Raw genomic sequence first — 16455 nt, forward strand, 5'->3', positions numbered from 1 at the left:
CCACCTGTCACCGTCGACGGCGCCGCGCGCCCCCAGGCCGATGCCTTCGGGCATGCACGGCCGCCAGCCTGCTGGAGCGTGCATGCGCAGTTCCTCGAACGGCTCCTGGCGCACGCGAGGCCAGAACTCGTCGTAGACCTGGGTCCCGAGAACGGCGTATCAAGCGCCGTCCTCCGCGATGCCGTCGCCCGATGCGCTGCGGTCGCACAGTACCGTGCGTGCGACCTTCACCGCGCGGACATGTCACCGGACGCGGCCGACTTCATCGACGGCGCCATCGAACTGCTTCACATCGACGCCACCGATCCCGCGCAGCTGGCCGCCTTCGAGTTCGCCCGGTGGCGGCCCAAGCTGAGTTCGCAGGCGGTCGTGCTGGTGTCGGGGACCCGTTCGAGCCGCCGGCTGCGCCGCGTCTGGGGTCGGGTACGACGGCACCATCCCTGCTTCGAGCTCGAAGACGGTCCGGGACTCGGCGTGCTCGCCATGGGCCCGGTCTTTCCCGCGTCGCTTCAAGCGCTCTTCCAGAGTCACCGCGCGGCAACGGTGGCCCCCACCACGGAAACCGCGATCGCCGAAGATCACGCCGCGCTTCAACTGCGCAATCGAGGGCTGCTGCAGCAGCTCGGAGCGCTCGTGCGTGACGTCGAAAGACTGAAAGCCCACGCGGCAGAGGTCACGGCGCGGCGGGAGACGGCCGAGGAGATGCTCGAGGCCGGGCGCCGCACCTCGATCGAGAACGAAGCGGAGCTCGCGCGGCGAGACACGCTGCTGGCTGCGCTGCGCCTGCGCACCGAGGCGCAAGCCGCGCAACTCGCCGTCATCGAAACCAGCGTCGGATGGCAGCTGGTGCGCCACTACTGGGAGCTGCGCACGCGCTTGTTTCCCGCAGGCACCTGGCGGGGCGCCTTCTACGAGCGACGTCGCGACCAGTTGCTGCGCGCGGCCCAGAAGCGCCTGAGACGCTGGCGAGCGCACGACATGCCCGCCCTGCCCGGCGTGCCGGTGTCGAGAGCGCCCGCTGTCGCGAGGCCACATCGGTACTGGCACGCACCGCTGACCGCAGCCTCCCGCCAGAGCCTGGGCTCCCGGATCCTGATCGTCGCCGAGCTCTCGATTCCGGCCTGCCGGCGATACCGGGTCGACCAGAAGGTGGACATGTTCAGGCACCTGGGCCTGGAGACATCGGTCATCAGCTGGCACGACGCCGGGGCCTGCCATGCGGCACTGCCGTTCCATGGCGTCGTGATCTTCTACCGGGTGCCGGCCACGCCCGACATGCTGCTGCTCGCTGCCGAAGCCCGGCGCTTCGCCGTTCCAAGCTTCTTCGACGTCGACGACCTGATCTTCCATGTCGACGCTTACCGGCGACAGCTGCTGGCTTCGGGCTTTCCGGGAGAGCAAATGGCCGCGATGATGGACGGAACGGCTCGCTACCGCCAGATGCTGAGCCACTGCCAGCACGGCATCGGGAGCACGGCCGCGATCGCCCGCTGCATGGACGATGTCGTGCCTGGAAGAACGCACATCTTGGAAAACGCGCTCGACGCAACCATCCTGGACCTGGCCGCCGAACTCGACCAACGCCCGCCGAGAGCCGACGAACGCTTCGTCACCATCGGCTACGGCAGCGGTTCGAAGACGCACGACGGAGACTTCGGCGTGGTGGCGGCCGCGCTGCTGGCCGTGCTTCAGCGGCATCCGCAGGTGCGCCTTGCCATCCATGGGCCGCTCGCGCTTCCAGCGCGGTTCGAACGCTTCGCCGACCGGGTCTTCCAGATTCCTTTCCTCGGCGGGGAAGACTATCTTCGCGCGCTGGCCTCCTGGCAGATCAACATCGCGCCGCTGGAGGACAGCCTGTTCAACGAGGCGAAGAGCAACATCAAGTTCATCGAGGCTGCGATCCTCGGCGTGCCGAGCGTGTGTTCGGGCACCGCGCCGTTCCGTGGCGCGATCGAGCACGGCCGCACCGGCATGATCGCCGACACCCCCGAGCAATGGGAAGCCGCGCTGACGCGCCTGGTCACCGACGCCGGGCTTCGCCGCCGCATGGCGCACGACGCCCGCCAGGCTGTGATGGCGCGCTACCACCCCCATGCGGTGGCGGCCGCGCAGTTGCATGGCGTCGTCGAGCCGCTGCTGCCGGCGCCCACCGGCCGCCTGAAAGTGCTGACGGTCAACGTGCTGTTCGCGCCCGTGAGCTTCGGCGGTGCCACGGTGGTCGCCGAGCAGCTCTGTCGCAGGCTGCAGGCCGACGGTTGCGACGTGACGGTCTTCACCGCCGTGCTCGAGTCGGAACTCGCCCCTTACAGCGTCGTACGCTACGAGGTGGACGGCCTGCCGGTCGTTGCCGTGCAGGTCGCTTCCGGCACGCAGCGCGCGCTCGACTACAACGACCCGGAGGTCGGCCGGATCTTCGCGCAGCTGCTCGCATCGCTGCGGCCCGACGTGGTTCACTTCCACTCGATCCAGCGCCTGGGTGCGGCCATGGCGCACGCCTGCCAGGAAGCAGGCGTGCCCTACGCCATCACGCTCCACGACGCCTGGTGGCTGTGCGAGCGGCAGTTCATGGTGCAGGAAGACGGGCGCTACTGCGGTCAGGCCTCGATCGATCTGCGGGCGTGCTCCAAGTGCGTGCCGGACAGCGGCTTCACCTTCAGGCGCAGGTTCTTCCTGGACGACGTACTCGGCAAGGCGGCCCTTCTGCTGGCGCCGAGTGAGTTCCAGCGCGGGCTGTACCTGTCCAACGGCATCGCGCCCGAGCGCATCGTCGTCAATCGCAACGGGGTGCAGCTGCCGTCGCGTGCGCGTGCGCCGCGCAGGCGCGGATCGCCGTTGCGGATGGCCTACCTTGGTGGCCGTGCGGTGCACAAGGGCTATTTCTGGATGAAGCAGATCCTGCAGGGCATGCCGGGCCACGCCTACGAACTCACGATCGTCGACATCGCCCGGCGCACCGGCCCGCCTTCGATCGATGCCGACGAATGGGATGTCTCGGGCGAGGTCCACGTGGTGCCGCCTTTCGAGCAGGCCGACATGGACGACTTCTACGACGGCATCGACGTGCTGCTGATGCCCTCGCTGTGGAAGGAGAGCTTCGGCCTCGTGGTTCGCGAAGCGCTTGCGCGGGGCATCTGGGTGATCGCGACCGCGGCCGGCGGCGCGAGCGAGGACATCGTCGAAGGCGTCAACGGATGCGTGGTCGGCATCGCGGACACCGCCGGGTTCCGGCGTGCGCTCGAAGCAGCGATGGCAAGGCCCGATCACCTGCCCAACGCGGGGCATGGGGCGCGGACGCCGCGCATCCGGGGCTACGCCGAGCAGGCCAGCGAGCTCAGGGCACACCTGCAGCGCATCGCCTTGCCGGCATCCAGCCGCGTCGTCGACACGACGCGAAGGGCATGGACCATGGCGGCGTAAGCGCTTCCAGCCGGGGCGCGGGGCGCGCCCGCCTGAAGCGCCCGTGCCCGGCTTCCCGGGGCAGCAGGTTCGGCCACCGCCCCGGGAAGTCGCTACCGGCCGACGGTATCGTCGAACGGCGGGTTCGCTGTCAAGCCGTCTGTCTTGACCCGCATGTGGGCTTCGGACGGCCAGTTCGGAACGCTCAGGCGCTTGTCGTAGGGCGCCACGTTGCGCGCTGCATCGAGCGAGAACGCGGTGCCGTAGGCCACGGTGTCCCCGCCGAACGCATCGGTGTAGCCGAGGGCGTTGGTGTGCAGCGGCAGGAAGGTCTTCGTTTGCTTCGAATCGCCGACGCTCGTGGTCGTCACCAGCAGCAGGTCTTTCGCCAGCATGGCGGGGCTGATCTTGAGCATCCTTCCGACCACATCGATCGCCGTGTTCATCGCAAACCAGTTGCCGGCGTCGGGCGTTCCCTTGTAGGGCAGCGAGCCGCTGCCGCTCCATGTGGTGGTGATCAACCCGCCAGAGTTCGTGCCCGAGGCCTTGTAGGTCACCTTGGTGTCGGAGGCGGGAATGAAATTCCTCACGCTGCGCTTGAGTTCACCGTCGACCGCTGTGCGCAGTTCATGGGCGTCGCCGCGCAGATGCAGATCCACCGTGACCACGCTGCTCAGCAGGCCCGTGGTTCCCGGATACGGCACGGTCTCGACGGTGTATTCGATCGTGCCGCGCCAGGACGTGAGGACCCGCCGGTTGCTCGTGCGCTTGCGCGCTGTGACGATGACCTCGCCGAACGATCCCGGCGGATCCGATTCGCCCGTCGGCAGCACGAGCTGGATCTTGTCGTCCTCCCAGGTCTCGAAGGCGACCTTGGTGCCGCCGATGGAGACTTCTCCTGGCTCGGTTCCGAAGTTTCCATGGATGTAGAGCCGGTCGTCCCGGTCGACGCTCAGTTCCGAGATCACCGGGTTGCTCAGGTCGAAGCCCGCTTCGAAGCGCTTGATGTACGACGCTTCACCTCCCAGCGGGTCCACCTTTCCTTGCTTGTTGATGTACGGCGTGATCAGCAGGTTGGGCCGGATGCCGCCATCGGTCTTCTCGCGCATGAAGGTCCAGACATCTTCCAGCGCGAATGCACGGTTGGCCGGCTTGCCGGGGTTGAACGCGTTGGCGCCGGTCAGGCGATCGAACATGTAGACCATCGAGAGCGCACCGAAAGGGTTGCTGCTGCCGTCCCAAGCGACGATGGTCCCCGCTCCCTTTTCCTTCAGCGCGGCGCGCAACGGTGCACCCTCGGGCGACCCCGTGTGGCATGCGAGCGTGACGACCAGGGACGCATCTCCGAACTGCAGATAGCTCCTGATGAAGCCATCGGTGATCCCATAGACCGGAGGGTTTCCGCCGCGTGCCTCTTCGGCCATGTTGCGATCGCGGTGGTAGATCAGAAGTCCAGCCTTGAAGAGCGCTTCGTACTTGGCTTCGTTCGCCGGTGTGGCCCGGGTTTCCGAGAAAATGCCGAACTGCTTTCCGCCGGTCGGCCCCAGTTCAGCCGAATGGCAGGCCACATACAACACCCCGATCTTCTTGCTGCCGAGGGCCATGAGCGAATCGACCGTCACCGCGTGATCGGGATGGATGGTCCAACCCCTCTCCTTGAGCGCATCGCTGGCCTGCTGCTGGAACGGCTTGACGGGGTCGAACTCACCGGCACCGTCGGCCGACAGGATGACGGCCAGTTCGGTCTCGGGGATCTCCGCTTTGCCGGACCCCGCGGCGGCGGCCGCGGCCAGGCCGACCGAGCGCATGCGCCCGAAGGGCTGCGGTGCCTGAGGGATCTGCAGAGGATCGACCCTGCGCCAGTTGTCCGTGTAGACGAAGTAGCGTCCATCCTTGAAGCGCGCCCAGAAGGTGTCCTTGCCCCTGCCCGCCAGGTCGTACTCGGGTTGGGTCAACGCCCATGCGACGAGTGCCTCGAACGGGTCGGCGTTGTTGCCGGCCGTCAGTTCCATGTACTTGTCGTGGACGCGGATGGTGGCGGCAGAACGCTGGTCGATCGGCATGATCGCGCCGTCGCCGCCATCGCCCTGCCCATCGGGATCGAGGCCACCCATGCCGCCGAGCGGCAGAACGCCTCCATTGCCGCCACCACCTCCTCCGCAAGCCGAAATCGCCGCGGTCATCCCCGCGGCCACTGCGCGCGCCATCATCTGGCGCCTCGTGCTGCCCTTAGAACTCATGATTTCTTGATTGAATCGGGTGCGGTCACCACCCGAAGGAACAAGAGGACGGGCGACCAGATCCGTCCCATGGGATACGCGCGTCCACGCCGCGCATACCCGGACTCATCACCGGCGATGCGACCGACGCTGCGTTCAGATGCCGATCCCCCGGAGGCTTGCCGTCGCCCCGCCACGAGATCGCATTTCCGAAGCTGTCGTGCATCGCAAAGTCGGTATCTGAAGGTTGTCGATGCCCCAAAACACCCAAGACTCCGGCAATGCGGCGGTACCTTCGGCTGGAGGCATTCCAGGCAAGTGCGAAGTGACCGCCAAACAAGGGAAGCGAGCCGGTCGCGTTGCCGAGAGCGACGAAGAATAGGGGCGGAGCTTGCGCTTCAGAGGCCCTTCGAACACCTCCCGAACGCCGAGCTCGAATTTCGAGCGTCAGGGCTGCGAGGACCGGGCGAAGCCGCGGCCGAGCGGTTGACGCCTACCGGGGACGCTCAGCAATTCATCATCGGTCAGGCTCGACCCCGGAGCATGAACATGGGTCGTGGCTGGCGATCGATGACGCATGGTCATAGGAAGGCGCTCGGCACTGCTGAAGAGGTCGGCGTTTGCTTGGTGTTGCGAACCCGTTCAATAGTTGGATCCGCGGTCCTGCGAGCACTCGGGAATGTGGCACAGGGAAGTGACGCCCCTAAGCACGCTGAGTAGAGTTCGATGACGAGGACTGCCTGCGGTGCCCATCAACCGCCCGAAGGCTCTCATGCGGATACTTTGTGAGCGCTGTGCGGGCCTGGACGTGCACAAGGACACCATCGTGGCCTGTGTGCGCCGCGGAGCGGGGAGTCGAGCGCGAGAAAAGGACGAGCAGCCGGCAAGAGAGAGGTGAGTTCGTCATTGGATTGCTTCAACATTGACAAGCATTGCGCGTTTGGTGGAGATCGGATGAAGCCCTTCATGGATCCCTTGACGCGAGAGGCTCTCGTTTCCACATCCGTGCAGTTCGATAGGCAATCGCCGCGCCACGCAGGCGGATCGCTTGCGCCTCCGCCGCTGCCCGTGCGCGGGCCACACGCTCGGAGCGCGCAGCGCTGCCTGCCGTCTTTCCGCTGCTCAGCGAAGTTCCTGTTTCTTCCATCGTTTCAATGCTCAGATGCCCGGCGCACACGGGCCGTTGCATGGCCCAGGGCCTCAGGTATCCGCAAGATCAGGGCATCACCCATGGATCGTTCTGGCTCCAGCCGCCGCCCAGCACCTGACGCAGCTGAACCTGGTTCCGCAGTTGGGCCAGCCGTCTCGCCGAGCGCGGTATACGGCGTCTTGCGAAAACCCACTGCCGCCTCTTCGTAGCGAGTGCGGGCGATGTCCGTCTCGATGCCCAGCGTGCGCGCCTGCAGGAAGGGCAAGGTCATGCCGATGCCCAATGTCGCGACCGGATTGGCCAGCACGTCGAGCAGGGCTTTGCTGGAACCGCCCAGCGCGCCGGTGAGCGAGATGCCGGGGTAGTAGCTGGCCACCGCCGCGTCGGTGCGCGCGCTCGCGGCCTGGAGCCGCCACTGGGCGGCGCGCAGGTCGGGCCTGCGGCCGAGAAGATCGGCCGGCAGGCCTGGATGTACCGGCGCCAAGGCGATCTCGGGCAGTGTCCGGGGCTCGGGTTGCGGCACGGAAGCGCCATCCAGCAGCTCGCGCACGCGCTCGTGCAGCACCGTGGCTGCCTGGCGCTGGGCCGCCAGATCGGCGGCGCGCTCCTCGCGCACTTGCCGCGCCTCGTGCAGCGCCAGCCGGCCTTCCGCTCCCGCCTGGAAGCGGGCCTGGATCAGGGACACGATGCGTTGGGCGTCGCGTTCGCTGGCTTCGGCCATCGCCACGCGGTCGTTGGCGCAGGCGAGCTGGAAGTACAGGTCGATGACGCTGGCGACCAGCACCTGCCGCACTGCCTGCCTGTCCTGCCTGTCCTGCCTGTCCTGCCTGTCCTGCCTGTCCTGCCTGTCCTGCGTGTCCTGCCTGCGCCTCGAAGCTGGCGGCGTCCCGCAGCGCGCCAAGGCGCCGGAAAAGATCGAGCTCCCAGCTCACCGCGATTTGCCCCGTGTTGCTCGAACCTGGATCCGGTTGTCCGCCGCCCGGGGCTCCGGCATCGCGCGGCGCAACCTGACGCTCGCCTGGCAAGGTCGGCGTTGCGTGCGAGTGCGGTGTTGACCCAGGCGTCGAGCGCGGGCGGCTCGCCCGCGCGCCATCAGGCCAGCAGCGTGGTGACCATGGCTCGGGGCAAGTACGCCCGCAGGCGAAGAAGAGAGGAAGATATGGATCGCGTCATGTCAATCCCGCGCGAGGGCCTGCACTGGCTCCAGCCGTGCGGCGTTTCTTGCGGGCGGGTAACCGAAAGCCACGCCGATCAGCACGGCTTCCATGAGGAGCTGCGCAATGATGTCGGCGCGCCGCGCGCCCACGCAGGATGCCGAGCACATTCGGTCAGCCGGCGAACTGATGCGGCGCCTGGGAGTCGCGCGGAAGGTCCATCTCGTCGACGGCATGTTTTCCACGACGGACGTCTCGACGGGCCAGCGCAAGCGCCTCGCGCTCGTGCATGCCTGGCTGGAAGACCGTCCGGTGGTCATGTTCGACGAATGGGCCGCGGACCAGGACCCGGAGTTCCGCAGCGTCTTCTATCGTGAGTTGCTGCCGGAACTCAAGCGCGAGGGCAAGACGCTGATCGTGGTCTCGCATGACGATCGCTACTTCGACGCCGCGGACCGGGTGATTCGAATGAGCGCGGGGCGGGTCGTCGATGAGTTCGTCCCGCCTGGGAAGCCGAAGTCATCCAGGTCGTTCATGGCGGATCTCCGATAGGCCCGGCTGCGGCCGCATTACTGCAGCCTGACCAGCGACGACAGCTGCGCGAACCGCTGCGGGGACCGGAAGCGCAGATGGAGCGCGTAGATCGACGCCAGCAAGCCGGCTGCCAGCACGCTGAACGCCAACGCGTAGCTCGGTCCGGCCGGCAGCCCCGACAGGAGCTGGACGTGGGTGATCATCTGCCACAGGAAGAACGTCAGCACGGCCGCGCCGATCACTGGTGCAATCAGCGATCGCCAGGGCGAGACCTTCATCGGATGCTTCCGGAAGAACGCGATGACGGCGAGCGCGGCAAGGACCTGGCAGGTCAACACGCCGACCGCTGAAGGAACGCTTGCCCAGGGCAGGGCCTGGAGCATCGGATCCAGGCCCGCCACTGCACACAGCAGAACCAGCGTCACCGATATGCACAGCGTTGCCGCAGACGCCACGTGCGGGGACCTGTGCCTGTGGTGCGTCCGGGACAATCGGCTCCAGACGAGGCCGCAGGAGGCGAGCGCGTGCCAGTATCTCGCCAGCACGTTCGTGAAACTCAGGACGGCGGCAAAGAGGCTGGTGATGACCAGCACCGCGCCGATCTTTGCCGCCGTGGGACCGGCCAGGGCCGAGAACATCGAAAGCCACATGCCGCCGGGGTCGCTTGTTGCCACGGCCACCGCCTGCGAGAGGCCGAAATGATTCAGCATCAGCAGGATGGACCCCGCATACAGAATGCCGATGAATGCGATCGACAGGTACATCGCTCGAGGCACCGAGCGTCGAGGGTCCCTGGCTTCCTGCGAGTAGATCGCCGCGGTTTCGAAGCCCATGAACGATGCGACTACGAAGATCAGCGAGGGCCCGAACCCGGGGGTGAACACGGCCTCCGGCGAGAACGGCGCGAGGGACAGCGCGTGGCCGGCGAGCCGCAGGTTGAATACTTCGAGAAGGTCCGCCAACAATATGGCGCCGACCTCCGAAAGCATCAGGATCAGGAGCAGCCGCCCGCTGAATTCGATGCCGCGTACGCAGAGCAGGTGCGCGCCCACGGCGCAGCCCATTGCCCAGGCCCACCATGGCGCGTCAAGGCCCAGTGAAGCCATCGCGATGTGAACGAAGTGCCCCAGCATCGCATAGCAGGCCAGCAGGATCGCGATGTACGACAACACCGCAATGCATGCTCCCCCGATGCCCGGAATGGTGCCCAGGCCCTTGGTGATGTAGGCGTAGAAGGCTCCGCCGTTCTCCACATGGGGACTCATGGCGCAGAAGCCGACGGCAAAAAGCAGATACGCAGCACAGACGACGGCATAGGAGCCCGGAAGGCCGATGCCATTGCCCAGCGTGATGCTCACTGGCACGCCGCCGCCCATGGAGGTCAGCGGGCCATTCGTCGTGATCACCATCAGGAAGATGCCGAACCAACCGATCGCATCTCGCTTGAGGCCCGTGTGGTCCGCTGGCGGACTCGCTGGTTCAGACATCGCATGCTCCTTGCACATAAATCAGGGGCCTGGCCGCCGGCCTAGGAAGTACCGAAATCGCCCATGCCATACATGTCGGCCGCGATGACCCAGGAAGCCCCTTGCCTGCGCCAGGCCGTGAGCGATCGCAATGCGATCACCTCGCCGGCCGGCCCGTCTGCCGGCGGAGAGGTCCACTCCAGCCAGGTGACCGCCGCGCCTTCCGCGAGCTCCGTCGTCCGCACGGAGCGAATCGAGAGCTTGGGCGTCATCTTGAGCATTTCCGTGAGCGCTGGCAGCAAGTCGGCACCCACGGTGATGCCGGGAGCGCCCTCGCCGCTGACGCTCGCGTCCGGCGCGAACATCTCCTGTTGCAGCAAGCGAGCGTCGCCTTGGCGGCACAAGGTCTGAAGTCTTTCGATGGCCTGTTCCAGTGTCATTGCTTTGTTTTCCTTTGAAAAATGGTGTGTCGGATCGGGGGCTATTGGGTCTTTTCTTGCTACCGCGATCGCAAGAATTCGAGTGCATCCCTGGCACCTCGAATCCCGTCTTCGATCGCGCCGTCGATGAATCCTCTCCAGCCGGTGGCCCAATCGGTGCTGGCGAAGAAGAGCGGCGGCGCCTGGGTCTGGAGCGTTGCCAAAACCCTGGAGGTCTGGTTCGGCGAGAACCAGGTCCAGCCTCCCTTGGCGTACGGGTCGTGCGTCCAATCGTGCGCAACGACCTCCTGCACGTTGATTCCCGGGATGAACTTGCGAAGTTCTGCTTCGACCACGCGGATGTCCTGAAGGTCGACGGCATCGTCCGGCCCGAAGCCGACCAGGACGGACTTGCCATCGACCTCACGATCGGCGACCAACATGGTCAGCGGATTGGGATAAGGCGCGAAGCCGACCCACGCGCCGACATTGCGATCGACACGGGCAATGAATTTCGTGCCCGCGCAGACATGCCGTTCGCGATGTGCAGCCGAGCGTGCCTCCGGCAGCTTCGGCACGAAGTCGATGTCGCTCAACACGTTCATCGGAACCGCGACGACCACCGCCTTGCAGCCGACGGAAAAGCTCTTCGCCTGGATCCGGACCTTGCCTTCCACCGTTTCGATGCTGGAGACCGGCTCTCCGAGCGCCAGATCGGCATTCGAATCCTTCAGCAGCGCAAGCGCCAGTGCGGACGTGCCTTTCGCGATCTTGTAGCGTCCCAGGCGCTTGAGCAGCGAGTCCGCCGAGTAGTCGCCCAGCGCCCACCAGCGCAGCTGGTCATACAGGCCGCCTTTTGCGGGATCGGTCGCGGCGTTCATGGAGATGAACGAGAGCAGCAGGTCGCGCTGCCGTCCGGAGACGGGCATGTCCCTGAATCGATCCGCCAGGCTCTGGCCATCGAAGTCCGACAGCAGGTTGGTGGAATCGACATGAGGGTTCGCGAATGCGATCCGGCCGTTCGCTCCATCCACATTGCAGTACGCGCTCAGCGCTGCGTCGAGGTCATTGCCCATCGCTTCCGCGGAGTCCGTCACCAGACCCTCGGCAGTCAGGAGGCTGATCGAGTCGGCCGTGCCGCTGACGGACTCGGTGGTGTCCAGCCCGTATCGATGCAGTTCATTCCATACGTACGGCTGGCCCCAGTGAACCCAGGTGCCGCCGACTTCGAATTTCTGCCCGTCCTGCTCAGCCGTGAAGGTTCGGCCGCCGATTCGATCGCGCGCCTCGATGATGGCCACGCGCAGGCCCCGCAGGCCCAGCTCCCTGGCCGCCGTCAGGCCGGCAAACCCGGCGCCGATCACGACCACGTCGTAGTCGTCGTGCGGCAAGCCTTGTGCAGGAAGTGCCGCAGGCGAAGTCAAACCGCGGCTCAATGGGAGTCCTGGCTTGATGTTGAATCCGTCTGAAGTTTTTTTCACGGGATGAATGGATGGTGTTGTGTCGGGAATGGGCGCAATGATTGCGAATCCCGTCGGGCGCAAGTAGCCGAAATCGGCAAGCGCTGCGGAGCGCATTCCGGCCCGCCGCCATGGCAGCGGACTTGCCGATTCGGGCTAACGAACTGCGGTGATCGATGCAACCATGACTGCAGCCGGCGTGCTGAACGCGCCTGCACTCAAGCACCCAGAGACTCAACGAGGCATGTTGTGAACGACATCGAATCCATTCTCGAAACCCTGCATTTCCCCGACGCCCCAAAGATGGCGGCGGGCCCCTATCCCGGACCGCGCGCGGCCGAAGCCCTGGCGCTGTCGGCTCGCACCGAATCCATGGCGCGCGGCGGCGGCCGCATGCCAGTCGTGATGGACCGCGCCTTCGGTGCCACCTTCAAGGATCCGGACGGCAGTACCTTCGTCGACCTGTCGGCCGGCGTCGGCGTGAGCAGCGTGGGCCGCTGCCATCCGAAGGTGCAGAAAGCGATCGTCGAGCAGTCGCAGCAGCTCATGCATGCGATGGAGGTCAACAGCACCCGCCGCACCGAGCTGGCCGCGCGCCTGTCGGCCCTGATGCCCGAAGGGCTGCGCGACGACTGCATCACCTTCTTCGCGCAAAGCGGTAGCGATGCGCTCGAAGCGGCGGTGAAGTTCGCGCGGCGCGTGACGGGCCGCCACCAGATCATCGCGTTTCATGGCGGCTACCACGGCGTGTGGCATGCGTCGAACGCGCTGACCACAGGCACCGCCTACCGCAAGGGCTACGGCCCTTTCATGGGTGGAGTGATCCATGCGCCATATCCGTACGCCTATCGCTTCCCATTCGACACCACCCACAAGTCGGCCGAGCAGATCGCCGGCGAGTACGTGGACTACCTGCTGAACACGCCCTACACGGCCGCCGACGACGTGGCCGCAGTTATCGTGGAGCCGGTGCAGGGCGAAGGCGGCTACGTTCCGCCGTCACCCGAATTCCTGCAGCTGCTGCGCAAGGCCTGCGACCGCAGCGGCACGCTGCTGATCGTGGACGAGGTGCAGTGCGGCGCAGGCCGCACGGGCCGCATGTGGGCGGTGGAGCACACGGGCGTGAAGCCCGACATGCTGACCTTCGGCAAGGGCATCGGCGGCGACGTTCCCATGGCCGGCATCGCCATGCGCAGCGACCTGGCCGCGCGCATTCCCGATGGCTCGGTCCCCAACACCTTCGCGGCGAACTCGCTGTCGGCGGCGGTGGCCCTCGCCAACCTCGAGATCCTGCACGACCCCGAACTGGGGCTGATGCCGCGCGCGGAGCTGCTGGGCCAGGAGGTGCAGGAACGGGTGCGCGGCTTCCAGAGCCCCTACGTGGGCGAGGTGCGCGGCAAGGGCCTGATGATCGGCATCGAGCTCGTCGAGGACAAGGCCACCAAGGAACCGCTGGCGCCGGAGAAGGTCGGCCGGATCATGGAGTACGTGCTCGGCCACGGCGTGCTGATGGTGCCCTGCGGGCGCTACGGCAACGTGATGCGCGTCATGCCGTCGCTGACCATCTCGAGGCGGCTGCTGCACCGCGCGCTGGATGTCTTCGGCGAGGCACTGGCCTCGCTCTGAATCACCGGCCGTGCCGCGCGCGACGCGCGGCCGGTGCGCGGTTCGCCCATATCGCCTACTGCTGGGCGATGCGGGCCGTGAGCTCCGACGCGGCAGTGGTCACCAGCGTGCACAGGTAGCTTTCCTGGAAGGCCCTGAAGCGTTCGTTGCGTCCCACCAGCGTCATGCTGCCGAGCACGCGCTGCTTCTCGTCGAAGATCGGCGCGGCCACGCCCGTGCGGCCCGGATGCAGCTCGCTTTCGCTGATGCAGTAGCCCTGCTTGCGGATCGCCAGCAGGCCCTTGGAGAAGGACTTCCATTCAAGCCCCTGCTGCTGCCCCTCGGGCGTGCTGGCATGGGCATCGAAGACGCGGCGGATCTGCCGCGGCAGCAGGTAGGCCAGCACCACGCGCGAGGTCGCGCTGTGGAACAGGTCGATGGGGCGGCCGCGGCCTCCGCCCACGGGCCCCGGGTCGGGGCCGCGGCGGATCAGCACGTTGACCACCGAGTCGCCGTACCACTCGCTGATCACGGCGTCCAGGCCCGTCTCGGCCACCAGCTTCTCGACGAGGTCGCGGCTGCGCACCAGCACCGGGTCGTAGTCGGTCATCTGGTGCTCGAGCGCGATGATGCGCGGCCCCAGCGCATAGCCGCGGGGCAGGCGCACAAGGAGGCCGGCATCACCGAGTTCGCGCAGGTAGCGGTAGGCGCTGGCGGGCGTGTAGCCGAGCTGGTTGCAGATGATCTCGACGTCGATGACCGGCTGGTCGGGCCGGAAGAGATCGAGGACATCGAGCATGCGGCGAAGGCTGTTCATCGTCTGGAAAGGCTGCGGTCGTGAAACAGGAAATCGTACGGGCACGCGAAGGCGTGTTGCCCTTCATTGTCGGGCACCATCCACGGACCTGATCGAGGCCCGCGGCGGTGCCGGATCCCCGAGGCACAGACACCCGAGACAGGACGCAAGTAAAGACCATGCCCCTTGAGAAACCCATCCACACCCCGAGGCTCATCCTCCGGCGCTTTCGCGAACAGGACGCCGCGGACCTGTTCGACTACCTGCATGCACCGACCGCGAGCTGCTTCCTGTCGCTCGCACTCGCGGACCTCGAAGCCGCGCGGGCCGAGGCTCGAAGACGCAGTACCGGCGGCGAGTACGTGGCCGTGTGCCTCCGGGACTCGGGGCAGCTCATCGGCGATTTGTTCGCCATGCAGGAGGACGACACCTTCTCGGTCGGCTGGAACCTCAACCCGCGTTTCGGCGGCACGGGCTACGCCCACGAGGCCGCCGCGGCGCTGTTCGCCCATCTCTTCACAGCCCGGGCCGCGCGCCGGCTCTATGCCTATGTGGAAGACCACAACGGCGCCTCCCGGCGGCTGTGCGAGAAGCTGGGCATGCGCGCCGAAGGGCTGTTCCTGGAGTTCATCTCGTTCAGGAACGATGCGCAGGGCAAGCCCGTCTACGAGAACACCATGCAGTACGCGATCCTTCACAAGGAATGGCTGCGCGCTTCATCAGCTTGACGGGCGCCACGCCGGGGCTCAGCCGTGGTCCTGGCCCAGCGCGGCAAAGCGCTGCGGATCGCGCCTCGCCAGCCGCGATGCGGCGAGCCAGCCCGCCGCCGCGGCCAGGGGCACCGTGATCACCAGGGCCGCCGAGATGCCCCGGCTCGCGCCGGTGAGCACATGGAAGTTGCCGACCGCCAGCACCAGCACCGCCAGCAATCCCGCGCACGCCAGCAACGGCAGCACGCGAACTCGCATCCGGCCATAGCCATGCGAGTCGGCACGGAAGAAGCGCACCACCGCCACGCCCGTCGCGATCATCAGCACCAGCAGGCACAGCGTGGCCAGGTTGCTGAGCCAGGCGAACATGGTGAGCACCGGGTCGGCGCCCAGCAGCGCGAACAGCCCGACCGCCACGGCGCTCAGCACCGTCTGCAGCACCGAGGCCACATGGGGGCTGCGGTGGCGCGCATGCGTCCAGCCCAGGCGAGCGGACATCAGGCCCTCGCGGCCCATGGCGTAGAAATAGCGCGCGCTGGAGTTGTGGAATGCAATGAGCCCCGCATAGATGCTGGCGATGAACATCAGGCGCAGCAGCACCGTGAGGCCGTGCCCCGCATAGGTGTCCGACAGCAGGTACAGCAGGTTGGTCGGGTCGGCCAACCCGCTGACGGTGGCCACCACCCGGTCGCTGCCCACGCCGAGCACCAGGCACCACAGCGAGAAGGAGTAGAAGCCGCCCACCAGCAGCAGCGCCGAATAGGTGGCGACGGGAATGCTGCGCTTCGGGTCCTTGGCCTCTTCGCTGTAGATGGTGGTCGCCTCGAAGCCGATGAAGGCCGCGAAGCAGAACAGCAGGCCGATGAAGGGGTTGCCGCTGGTGAAGGCCTCGGGAGAGAAGGAGTGCGCATCGATGCCGTGGGCACCGCCTTTCGACAGAATCAGCACGTCCAGGACCAGCACCGCCAGGTACTCGGCCACCACGAAGACCGCCAGCACCCGCGCCGAGAAGTCGATCTGCCGGTAGCCGAAGACCGCCACGCTGGCCATTGCCGCGAAGGCGCAGGCCCACCACGGCACCGCCAGGCCGAACTGCGCCTGCAGCGTCTCGGACGCCACCGCGCCCAGCATGCCGTAGAGCCCGAACTGCAGCGTGACGTAGCCGAACACGGCCACCATGGCCGCCGCCCCGCCCGCCCTGCCGCCCAGGCCGCGCGCCACCATTGCATAGAAGCCTCCGGCGCTGGTCACGCAGGTGGCCATGGCGGTGTAGCCGGTCGCGAACATCAGCAGCAGGCCGAGCGCCACCAGCACCAGCACCGGCGTGCCGGCGCCGTTGCCCAGCATCATCCCGATAGGGAAGCCGCCCGCCACCACGCTCAGCGGGCTCGCGGCCGAAATGACCAGCAGCGTGATGAAGCCCGCGCTCAGCGTGCCGCGGCGCAGACTGGTGGCGTGGGGGTGGCGCGTTTCCTGGGCAGGCGTCATCGCGGGGGTCAGCGTTTCCATGGTGCGTCGCAATGCATGCCGCGCGCGAACGCGTGCA

Annotated in this window: 10 protein-coding genes and 1 pseudogene; 4 read left to right on the forward strand and 7 right to left on the reverse strand. The window is 66.8% G+C overall.

Features of this window, described 5'->3' with window-relative positions; all coding sequences use genetic code 11:
- Positions 1–240 precede the first annotated feature (240 nt).
- Positions 241–3417, forward strand: a complete 3177-nt coding sequence (locus QMO14_RS02405; RefSeq protein WP_301504071.1) for a glycosyltransferase — start codon at positions 241–243, stop codon at positions 3415–3417.
- A gap of 92 nt (positions 3418–3509) precedes the next feature.
- On the opposite strand, the gene QMO14_RS02410 is transcribed toward QMO14_RS02405, so the two are convergent.
- Together QMO14_RS02410 and QMO14_RS02415 are read right to left on the reverse strand one after the other, a co-directional pair.
- The gene (locus QMO14_RS02410; protein ID WP_301504073.1) at positions 3510–5636 is read right to left on the reverse strand and encodes a hypothetical protein; all 2127 of its coding nucleotides are present in this window, start codon (positions 5634–5636) and stop codon (positions 3510–3512) included.
- Between the two features lie 1130 nt (positions 5637–6766).
- Positions 6767–7666 carry a TolC family protein gene (locus QMO14_RS02415; protein ID WP_301504075.1) on the reverse strand — a complete coding sequence of 300 codons (900 nt, stop codon included), beginning with the start codon at positions 7664–7666 and terminating at the stop codon, positions 6767–6769.
- A 442-nt stretch (positions 7667–8108) separates the two neighbouring features.
- Between QMO14_RS02415 and QMO14_RS02420 the strand changes: the two are divergent.
- A pseudogene (locus QMO14_RS02420) lies at positions 8109–8471 on the forward strand (cyclic peptide transporter); the annotation flags it as partial.
- 17 nt (positions 8472–8488) lie between these two features.
- On the opposite strand, the gene QMO14_RS02425 reads toward QMO14_RS02420, so the two are convergent.
- The 3 genes from QMO14_RS02425 to QMO14_RS02435 are packed head-to-tail and all read right to left on the reverse strand — an operon-like array spanning position 8489 to position 11915.
- Entirely contained in the window at positions 8489–9940 is a 1452-nt protein-coding gene (locus QMO14_RS02425) for an APC family permease (RefSeq protein ID WP_301504077.1), read from the reverse strand.
- 41 nt (positions 9941–9981) lie between these two features.
- Entirely contained in the window at positions 9982–10359 is a 378-nt protein-coding gene (locus QMO14_RS02430) for a DUF4440 domain-containing protein (protein WP_301504079.1), read from the reverse strand.
- Positions 10360–10418: 59 nt separating this feature from the next.
- Positions 10419–11915 (reverse strand): NAD(P)/FAD-dependent oxidoreductase, encoded by a 1497-nt coding sequence (locus QMO14_RS02435; RefSeq protein WP_301504081.1) that lies wholly within the window; start codon positions 11913–11915, stop codon positions 10419–10421.
- A 132-nt stretch (positions 11916–12047) separates the two neighbouring features.
- Between QMO14_RS02435 and QMO14_RS02440 the strand changes: the two genes are divergently transcribed.
- Positions 12048–13424, forward strand: a complete 1377-nt coding sequence (locus QMO14_RS02440; protein ID WP_301504083.1) for an aspartate aminotransferase family protein — start codon at positions 12048–12050, stop codon at positions 13422–13424.
- Between the two features lie 55 nt (positions 13425–13479).
- Here QMO14_RS02440 and QMO14_RS02445 read toward each other — a convergent pair whose 3' ends face one another.
- Entirely contained in the window at positions 13480–14220 is a 741-nt protein-coding gene (locus QMO14_RS02445) for an IclR family transcriptional regulator (RefSeq protein WP_176666459.1), read from the reverse strand.
- Between the two features lie 158 nt (positions 14221–14378).
- Here QMO14_RS02445 and QMO14_RS02450 point away from each other — a divergent pair, with 158 nt between their 5' ends.
- Entirely contained in the window at positions 14379–14927 is a 549-nt protein-coding gene (locus QMO14_RS02450) for a GNAT family N-acetyltransferase (protein WP_301504086.1), read from the forward strand.
- Between the two features lie 18 nt (positions 14928–14945).
- Here the strand turns inward: QMO14_RS02450 and QMO14_RS02455 are convergent, their stop codons facing one another.
- Positions 14946–16418 carry an APC family permease gene (locus QMO14_RS02455; protein ID WP_301504088.1) on the reverse strand — a complete coding sequence of 491 codons (1473 nt, stop codon included), beginning with the start codon at positions 16416–16418 and terminating at the stop codon, positions 14946–14948.
- Positions 16419–16455 lie beyond the last annotated feature (37 nt).

Source organism: Variovorax sp. CAN15, from assembly GCF_030462475.1.
In the GTDB taxonomy this organism is placed as follows: domain Bacteria; phylum Pseudomonadota; class Gammaproteobacteria; order Burkholderiales; family Burkholderiaceae_C; genus Variovorax.